The organism is Filifactor villosus, from assembly GCF_042652965.1.
Classification (GTDB): Bacteria; Bacillota; Clostridia; order Peptostreptococcales; family Filifactoraceae; genus Filifactor; species Filifactor villosus.
This window is the reverse complement of sequence record NZ_JBHSHL010000014.1, coordinates 288503-297583: the sequence shown is the minus strand read 5'-3', so window position 1 is coordinate 297583 and position 9081 is coordinate 288503. Positions and strand designations below refer to the sequence as shown.

Annotated in this window: 8 protein-coding genes; 6 read left to right on the top strand and 2 right to left on the bottom strand. The window is 43.4% G+C overall.

Annotated elements, in window-relative coordinates:
* Positions 1-329 (top strand): hypothetical protein (locus ACFO4R_RS05095; RefSeq protein WP_379787959.1); only part of this gene is annotated, 329 nt, incomplete at its 5' end.
* A gap of 242 nt (positions 330-571) precedes the next feature.
* Here ACFO4R_RS05095 and fba read toward each other — a convergent pair.
* Positions 572-1513: a class II fructose-1,6-bisphosphate aldolase gene (gene fba, locus ACFO4R_RS05090; protein WP_379787958.1), complete on the bottom strand. Its 942-nt coding sequence runs from the start codon at positions 1511-1513 to the stop codon at positions 572-574.
* Between the two features lie 399 nt (positions 1514-1912).
* Here fba and ACFO4R_RS05085 point away from each other — a divergent pair, with 399 nt between their 5' ends.
* The 5 genes from ACFO4R_RS05085 to ACFO4R_RS05065 all read left to right on the top strand — a co-directional run bounded on the left by ACFO4R_RS05085 (position 1913) and on the right by ACFO4R_RS05065 (position 7548).
* A complete protein-coding gene (locus tag ACFO4R_RS05085; RefSeq protein ID WP_379787957.1) occupies positions 1913-2833 on the top strand; it encodes an ABC transporter permease in 921 nt (306 codons plus the stop codon).
* A gap of 12 nt (positions 2834-2845) precedes the next feature.
* Positions 2846-3784 carry an ABC transporter permease gene (locus ACFO4R_RS05080; protein ID WP_379787956.1) on the top strand — a complete coding sequence of 313 codons (939 nt, stop codon included), beginning with the start codon at positions 2846-2848 and terminating at the stop codon, positions 3782-3784.
* A 14-nt stretch (positions 3785-3798) separates the two neighbouring features.
* Positions 3799-4818: an ABC transporter ATP-binding protein gene (locus ACFO4R_RS05075; protein WP_379787955.1), complete on the top strand. Its 1020-nt coding sequence runs from the start codon at positions 3799-3801 to the stop codon at positions 4816-4818.
* Complete coding sequence (locus tag ACFO4R_RS05070) at positions 4811-5803, top strand: ABC transporter ATP-binding protein (RefSeq protein ID WP_379787954.1); 993 nt, start codon at positions 4811-4813, stop codon at positions 5801-5803. Before ACFO4R_RS05075 ends, ACFO4R_RS05070 begins: the two co-directional genes overlap by 8 nt.
* Positions 5804-5880: 77 nt before the next feature.
* Complete coding sequence (locus ACFO4R_RS05065; RefSeq protein ID WP_379787953.1) at positions 5881-7548, top strand: peptide ABC transporter substrate-binding protein; 1668 nt, start codon at positions 5881-5883, stop codon at positions 7546-7548.
* A gap of 502 nt (positions 7549-8050) precedes the next feature.
* Here ACFO4R_RS05065 and ACFO4R_RS05060 read toward each other — a convergent pair.
* A complete protein-coding gene (locus tag ACFO4R_RS05060) occupies positions 8051-8872 on the bottom strand; it encodes an undecaprenyl-diphosphate phosphatase (RefSeq protein ID WP_379787952.1) in 822 nt (273 codons plus the stop codon).
* Positions 8873-9081 lie beyond the last annotated feature (209 nt).

Below are 9081 nucleotides of genomic sequence, written 5' to 3'. Positions count from 1 at the left end.
AATATCCCGATTTTATTGAAATTCCAACTAAAACGGGCATTCTTTCTGTTTTTAACTCAGAAACTCAGGACTTTTTTGTTTGGAACTGTTTTATCATCATTTTGATTCGAAGACTTGATTTGCAAGCTCCGTTTTTTTGTCTGTTCAGAAATATTTTCAATCTTAAGGCGATACCGCATAATTTGAAAAATCAGCATAAAACTACTTTTGTACGAAGGATAAAGTTTTTAAAATCATTGATTTTAAAAAGCCTTAGTATTTTATTAACTGGATCAAAGATCAGACGTTTGACTTTGCATGGTGTTTCCTTAACACAATCAGGATTATAGATATTTTGACGGACGAAATACTGAACAAGAACATATCTTGTTTTATGAGGTACAAAAACCTTGTGAAATAAATGTTGTTAGAAATTCTATCCTTCATATAAAATCCGACTTATAGCGATAATGCGAATCATGCGACATTTGCCTAAACGATAAGATACGTGTCACATTTCAGTATAAATCAAAGAATCCGGTCAGAGGAAGGTTTCCTCAAACCGGACTTTTTGTACAAGAGAAGGTTAATCTTATTTTAATTTCAGAGCGGAACCGTTGCAGCCGAATACATTGCGGATCTTATGCTGAACGATCTTCTCGATGTTTGCTCTTCCGGGTGCCAGATATTTTCTAGGATCGAACTCGGAAGGTTGGGTCGCCAAAACTTCTCTTATCGCAGCCGTCATCGCCATTCTCAAATCGGTGTCGACATTGATCTTACATACCCCGAAGGTAGCGGCTTTTCGGAGCATCTCTTCAGGAACTCCCTTTGCTCCGGGAATCTCTCCGCCGTACTTGTTACAAAGCTCTACATATTCCGGAATAACCGAGGATGCTCCGTGAAGCACAAGAGGATACATGGGAAGAAGGTTGGATATCTTCTCCAAACGTGCAAAATCCAACTTAGGCTCTCCCGAGAACTTGTAAGCACCATGGCTTGTTCCGATAGCGATCGCCAAGGAATCGACTCCCGTCCTTTCGACGAACTCGACTGCCTGATCCGGATCGGTATAGGTGGCATCTTCCGCGCTCACATTGACCTCATCTTCTACGCCGGCAAGTTTTCCGAGCTCGGCTTCGACGGATACTCCTCTTTCTTTGGCATACTCCACGACCTGTTTTGTCAGACGGATGTTCTCCTCAAAGGGCAGAGCGGAACCGTCGATCATAACGGAGGTAAATCCGTCATCGATACATTGTTTACAAAGCTCAAAACTGTCTCCGTGGTCCAAGTGAAGAGCGATCGGAAGATCGGTCTCTTCGATAGCGGCCTCCACCAACTTGCGAAGGTAGATCGGATTTGCATATTTTCTTGCTCCTGCGGAAACCTGAAGGATCAGAGCGGAATCTTCTTTCTTTGCCGCAGAGACAATTCCCTGAATAATCTCCATATTGTTGACATTAAATGCTCCGATTGCATATTTTCCTTCGTAGGCATCCTTGAACATTTGAACGGTATTCATCAGTGGCATAGTTAAAACCTCCTATTGATTTGTGATAGTCTTCCACGACTATTATAATATGAAATGCAGGAAATAAAAAGAACCTTTGTTGAATTTTAAACGACACAAACAAATAAAACGTATTATCAAATGAGTTTTTTTATAAAATAGAAAAATTAGAAAAATTAGATATGTCACAAAAAAAGATAGATTTTTTTGATTATGTATGTTAAGATGTAGATAAGTAAAAGATAGTAAATCAAATAGGTTAGCGAATTGAGTTGCTATCTTTACTCTGTTATTGGGGGACGAAAAGCAAAATGCAAGTCAAACTGTTTGTTACATAATCAGAAAAAATGTATTAAATAAACGTATCGCATCTGCCTCTATCCCGATAACCACAATACCATAGAAAAAGGGGAAGATAGTATGGGACAGTATGTTGCAAAACGAGTCTTTTCAATGGTAATAACCCTGTTTTTTGTTATTACCTTGACCTTCGTTATGATGCACGCAATTCCCGGTAACCCGTTTACCGGCGAGAAGAAATTGCCTCCGGCGATTGAAAAAGCCTTGATGGAAAAGTTCAATCTGGACAAACCGTTAAGCGAGCAGTATGTGGATTATGTTTCCGGTGTAGTCAGAGGAGATTTCGGGCCTTCCATGAAGTACATGGGACGTAACGTCACCGACCTCATCTTTGACGGGTTTCCCGTTTCAGCGGAATTGGGGGGCTGGGCGATTCTTTTGATTGTGATCTTGGGGATTCCGCTCGGAGTTGTCGCCGCCTTGAAACAGGGAACTTGGATCGACAGGACCACGATCTTTTTTGCGGTACTGGGAGTCACGATTCCGAGTTTCGTACTGGCAACCTTGTTGATTTACTTCTTCGGGGTAAAATACAAGCTTCTGCCTACATCGAGATGGGCATCTTGGAAGAGTAGAATATTACCGACAATTGCTCTTGGAATAAGCTCCGTAGCTTATGTGGCGAGATTGACGAGATCCTCCATGCTTGAGGTCATCAATCAGGACTATATCAGAACTGCAAGAGCAAAAGGACTTTCAGAAACCGTCGTTGTATTCAAACACGCGCTGAAAAATGCTCTGATCCCCGTCGTTACTTATTTGGGCCCTTTGGCAGCAGCGATCTTGACGGGTTCCTTCGTCATAGAGAAGATTTTTGCCGTTCCGGGTATGGGACGTATGTTTGTTGAGAGTATCTCGAACAGGGATTATACCGTGATCATGGGAGTGACCATCTTTTACTCCGTCATCCTGGTAGTTGTTATCTTCCTGGTGGATTTGATCTACGGTTTCATCGATCCCAGAATCAAAATTAATAAGTAGCGGGAGGATATTATGGAATCAATGAACAATATAAAATTGAATAAGAGTGATTTTGAACTCGTCACTCAGGAACGTAAAGATGCCGAAAAGATCGTCCGTCCTTCCTTGACTTATTGGCAGGACGTATGGAGAAGACTCAAGCAAAACAAGCTTGCAGTCGGTTCTCTGATCTTTCTTATCCTGCTTTGTATTATGGTGATCGTACTGCCCTATGTATATCCTTACACCTACGATGCACAGGACTTGTCGAGAACGAATCAGATGGCAAGTGCAAAGCACATCTTCGGTACGGATGCACATGGACGTGACCTGTTTATTCGTGTTATATACGGGACAAAGGTATCCCTTATCGTCGGTATCGTAGCTTCCATCATCAACTTGACCCTCGGTGTTTCTTATGGAGGAGTTGCGGGTTATGCCGGCGGAAAAGTGGACAACTTTATGATGAGAGTTGTAGATATTTTAAGCACCATTCCTCTTACCCTGTATGTTATCCTCCTTATGGTCATCATGCCGGAGAGTAAGGGAATGAAAAATATTTTGATCGCGATCGGTACAGTCTATTGGCTGGGAATGGCGAGGATTGTAAGGGGGCAGATCTTCTCTCTCAAGGAGCAGGAGTTCGTTATGGCGGAGAGAGTCCTCGGAGCTTCCTCCAAGAGGATATTGTTCAGCCATCTGATTCCCAATGCGATGGGACCGATTATTGTCAACCTCACAATGTCGATTCCAAGTGCAATCTTTACCGAATCCTTCCTATCTTTCATAGGCTTGGGGATTTCGGCACCGAGAGCATCCTTGGGAAGTTTGTGTAACGATGTGTTGGATAAGTTCCAAATTTATCCGCATCTCTTGTTTTTTCCGGCGGCAACACTGTGTTTGATCATCTTGGCGTTCAACTTCTTAGGCGACGGCCTGAGAGATGCGCTTGATCCGAAAATGCGTAAGTAAGGGGGAGAAATACTATGTCAAAGCGTCTTTTGGAAGTAAAAGATCTGCACACCTCGTTCTTTACGCACGTTGGAGAAGTAAAGGCGATCAGAGGTGTAGATTTTCACTTGGATAAGGGGGAAGCAATAGGGATCGTAGGAGAGTCCGGTTCGGGCAAATCCGTGACCTCGCTTTCCGTAATGAGATTGCTCGTATATCCGGGAAAGGTGGTCGGAGGAGAGATCATCTTCAAGGGAGAACATATTGAAAAGAAAACGGAAAAGGAAATGCAGCACATTCGAGGAAATGAGATATCGATGATATTTCAGGATCCGATGACCTCGTTGAATCCCGTTTTTACCATCGGGAATCAGATCAAAGAGGCGATAAGAACCCACCAGAATTTGAGCGGAGCCGACTTGGACAAGAAGGCGATTGAAATGTTGCGTCTGGTAGGGATTCCGTCTCCCGAGAGCAGATTGAAGCAGTATCCGCACGAATTTTCCGGCGGTATGAGACAGAGGGCGATGATCGCTATGGCGTTGTCCTGTGAGCCGTCCCTGTTAATTGCGGATGAGCCGACCACGGCCTTGGATGTTACAATCCAGGCACAGATCCTCGAATTGATGAAGGATCTCAAGAATCACTTGGAGACCTCCATCATTCTCATCACCCACGATCTGGGAGTTGTAGCTGATGTCTGTTCCAGGATTATCGTTATGTACGGCGGTTTGATCATGGAGGAAGGAACCACGGAAGAGATCTTCTATTCACCGCAACATCCCTACACCTTGGGACTTTTGAAGTCCATTCCGAAATTGGCGGATAAGGAGCATAAGGAGAGATTGATACCGATCGACGGAACACCTCCGGATCTGTTGAAACCGCCTGCGGGCTGTCCGTTTGCACCCAGATGTGATTATGCTATGAACGTTTGCATGAGCAAGATGCCGCCCTATGCAAAATTGAGTGAAACACATAAGTCCGCGTGTTGGCTGCTTCATAAGGATGCACCTACGGTAGAAGGATTTCTTAAGGGGGTAAACCATGTATAACGAAAATGCTGAAATACTAATAGAGGTCAAAAACTTAAAGAAGTATTTCGATGTATCGGACGGCTTCTTTAATAAAAATAAAAAATATGTAAAAGCGGTCGATGACGTATCCTTCTTTATCCGAAGAGGAGAGACCTTGGGTCTTGTCGGAGAGTCCGGTTGTGGAAAATCAACTACGGGGAGAACCATCATCCGCCTCTACGACCCGACCGAAGGAAGCATCATCTACAAAGGCAATGACATCAGCAAGATCAGCAGTGCCGAGATGAAGCAGTATCGTAAGTCCATTCAGATGATATTCCAAGATCCCTATGCTTCTCTCAATGCAAGGATGACGGTAGGAGATATCATTCGTGAGCCCCTGGACATACACGATATCGGTCCGAAGGAAGGTCGAAAGAAGGTCGTTGAAGATCTCTTGGATGCCGTAGGATTGAACCCGGACCATGCAGCGAGATATCCTCACGAGTTTTCGGGAGGGCAAAGACAGAGGATCGGTATTGCAAGAGCACTTGCAGTTGAACCCGACTTCATTATCTGTGACGAGCCGATTTCCGCATTGGACGTATCCATCCAGGCTCAAGTTGTAAATATGCTTGAGGATCTCCAAAAAGAAAGAGGTCTTACCTACCTCTTCATCGCCCACGACCTTTCGATGGTAAAATATATCTCCGATCGGATCGGGGTAATGTACTTGGGCAAGATTGTGGAACTCTCGTTTGCGGATGAATTGTATAATGAACCCAAGCATCCTTATACCCAAGCGTTGCTTTCTGCAATCCCCGTACCGGATCCGAATATTGCAAAAAACAACCAACGTATCCTTTTGGAAGGAGATGTTCCAAGCCCTATGAACCCGCCTTCGGGATGCAGATTCCGAACAAGATGCAACTATGCGATGGACATCTGTTCAAAAGAAGAACCGGTGTTTAGAGAACTCAGTCCGGGACACTATTGTGCCTGCCATCTTTACAACGGAAAATAGAAAGAATTCTTGTATATAAAGGTTGTAGACCTATTATATAGACATTTAATTTTATTATTTTTAAGGAGGGAATGAAATTGAAAAAGCGATTGATAGCTCTTTCTCTGGCAGCTGTGCTTGGAGTTACTCTTCTGGCAGGCTGCGGCGGTAGCAAGGAAACAGGTGAACAGCCTGCTCCGACAGACGGTGGCACAACGACCGAAGAACCGGCTCAGGCAGGTGGCGGTGTCATTATTCACAACTTGGGTTCCGATCCGAAGACCATTGACCCTGCACTCAACAGTGCGGTAGACGGTCACCAAGTCATCCAAAGTGCCTTTGAGGGACTATGTAGGGTAGATGAGAACCAAAAAGCGGTTCCGGGTATGGCGGAGTCATGGGAAGTAAGTGAAGACGGGGTAACCTACACCTTCCATCTCAGAGATGCGAAATGGACCGATGGACAACCCGTAAAAGCGGGAGATTTCGTATATGCTTGGAAACGTGCAGTAGATCCTGCTACGGCAGCGGAGTACGCATATCAAATGTACTATCTGAAAAATGCGGAGAAGATCAATGCGGGCGAAATGTCTCTTGATGATCTCGGAGTAAAAGCGGTGGACGACAAAACTTTGGAAGTCACTTTGGAAAGTGCGGTTCCGTACTTCTTGGAATTGTTGGCATTCCCGACATACATGCCTGTTAGAGAAGACATTGTAAGTGCGGATCCCGAGGGATGGGCACTCAATATGGAAACCTACATCAGTAACGGACCGTTCAAGGTAACCGAGTGGAACCACGATGACGTTATGAAACTTGTAAAAAATGAAAACTACTACGATGCAGACAAGGTAAAACTGGACGGTATCGACTATGTATTCATCGTAGAATCTTCTACAGCGTTCTCGGCATTTGAAGCAGGAGAGATTGACTATATGGAAGCTGTTCCTTCCGAGCAAATTGCATTATTGCAAGAAAAGAACGATCCGAACTTCAAGATCTATCCTTACTTGGGAGATTACTTCTATGTATTCAACGTAAATGCAGAGCCTGTAAACAAGCCTGAGGTTCGTAAAGCTCTGGCTTATGCAATCGACAGAAAACAGATTGTTGAGCAGGTTACAAAGGCGGGACAAATGCCTGCAAAAGGATTTGTACCGGCAGGTATTCCGATGTCCGACGGAAAAGATTTCCAAGAAACATCCGGAGATCACGGAATGGCGGAAGACTTGTCTAAAGTGGAAGAAGCTAAAAAACTTCTTGCAGATGCGGGATATCCGAACGGAGAAGGCTTCCCTGCAGTTGAAATCCTCTACAACACAAGTGAAGGACACAAAGCTATTGCAGAAGCAATTCAAGCAATGTGGAAAGACAACTTGGGTATCAACGTAGAGCTTCGTAACGAAGAGTGGAAGGTATTCCAAACAACAAGAAATACTAAGCAATATGTAATCGCAAGACACGGATGGATCGGAGACTATGTAGACCCGATGACCTTCCTTGATATGTGGGTAACAGGCGGAGGAAACAACGATGCGGATTACTCCAACCCGAAATACGATGAAGCGATCGCAAAAGCGAAATCTTCTTTGGGAGCAGAGAGAGATCAAGCTATGTTGGAAGCGGAAAAAGTCCTTATGGAAGATATGCCTGTAATGCCGATCTACTACTACACAAACGCTGTTATGTTTAGAGAAGGCATTGAAAATGCACCGAAATCTCCGCTGGGACCGGTAGATTACAGAGAAGCAACTGTAAAAAGATAGTTTATAACATTAAAGTACCGCCCCTGTAAAAGGGGCGGTATTTTAATGTTGATTTTCATATAAATCAGGTCTTATACTATTTTTCAATAGAAGTATGGATATATCTGTTTTTCAACCCACGAACAATCGGTTTATCTTCTATAGGTCACAGATTGTTTTATATCCATAATTCAAAGAAAGAATAGTCTTACCTTGTTCTTTCGAATTGTACGGTGTTGCCGAGCAGCTTTGGTCTTTAGTACAATTAGGCGTTGTTTTTCGACGGAAGGGAGGGAACTGTCCTTTTCCATAAAGGAAACACCGCACAAAGGCAAACTTTCGATGTTTCTTCGAAGTTATAAAATATAAAAGTTTGTCTTATCAATGTTTTCAAGAGTTTCATTCTTCATACAAAATTGATTTTAGGCTTATTTCCGGAATTGTGCGATATGTCCTAAATACAAAAGGCGTCTTTCTTCCATAGAATATACAAAGTTCGAAGATGAAGCGGCATCCAAACACTCTATAGCTTAAGCTTAAAAAGCAAGGACGAAAGAAGCACCACAGTACCCAAAACAATGCGGTAATAACCGAAGAGCGAAAAATTATGCTTTTGGATATAAAGCATCAGTTTTTTGATAACCAGAAGAGCGACCACAAAAGAAACGACACTTCCAAATAAGATCAAAGCCCATTGAAATCCGCTAAAAGCAAGACCCACTTTGATCACCTTCAGTAAGGTTGCACCAAGCATCGTAGGGATTGCCAGAAAGAAGGAAAATTCCGCAGCAGTCGTTCTGGAAGTTCCAAGGAGCATAGCACCTATGATGGTCGCAGCGGAACGTGAGGTTCCGGGTATCATAGCAAGACATTGGAATAAACCGATCAGAAAAGCAGTTTTGTAACTAATCTCGTAGATGGAGTTGAACTTGAACGAAGAAGGCGATCTCTTCTCTATCAGGATAATGACAAGCCCCCAGACGATCAATGTGACGGCAACCGGTAAGGGTTTAAAGAGATACTTGTCGATCAGGTCATCGAAGAGAAGACCTAAAACCGTAGCGGGAAGAACCGCGATGATTACCTTTGACCACAGAATGAAGGTGTTTTGTCTTTGAGCAGGTGAGAGATCCCGGTCAAAGGGATTGAGTTTTTTGAAATAGAGCACTACCACAGATAAGATGGCACCCAGCTGGATGATGACGCTGAACGCATTGGCAAATCTCTCCGGCTCGAGAGAGATGAACTGTTGCACCAAGATCAGATGTCCCGTGCTGCTGATGGGCAAAAACTCCGTAATCCCTTCGACAATTCCCAAGATAAACACTTTGATAAATTCGTACATAAAGATAACTCCTTTTTTTGCAACCTTGAGCTTCAAGAAGTTCAAGCTGCTTATATTTTTAGTATAGTGTAATTATAACAGAAAAAAGAAGACTAAAGGCGGACAAATCAAAAAATCTTCCCTCTCGGGCACGAGAGAAAAAAATAATAAAAAAAATTTACAAAAATACCGGATTTCGTGATATACTTAATAAGTTAAAAACTGTATTT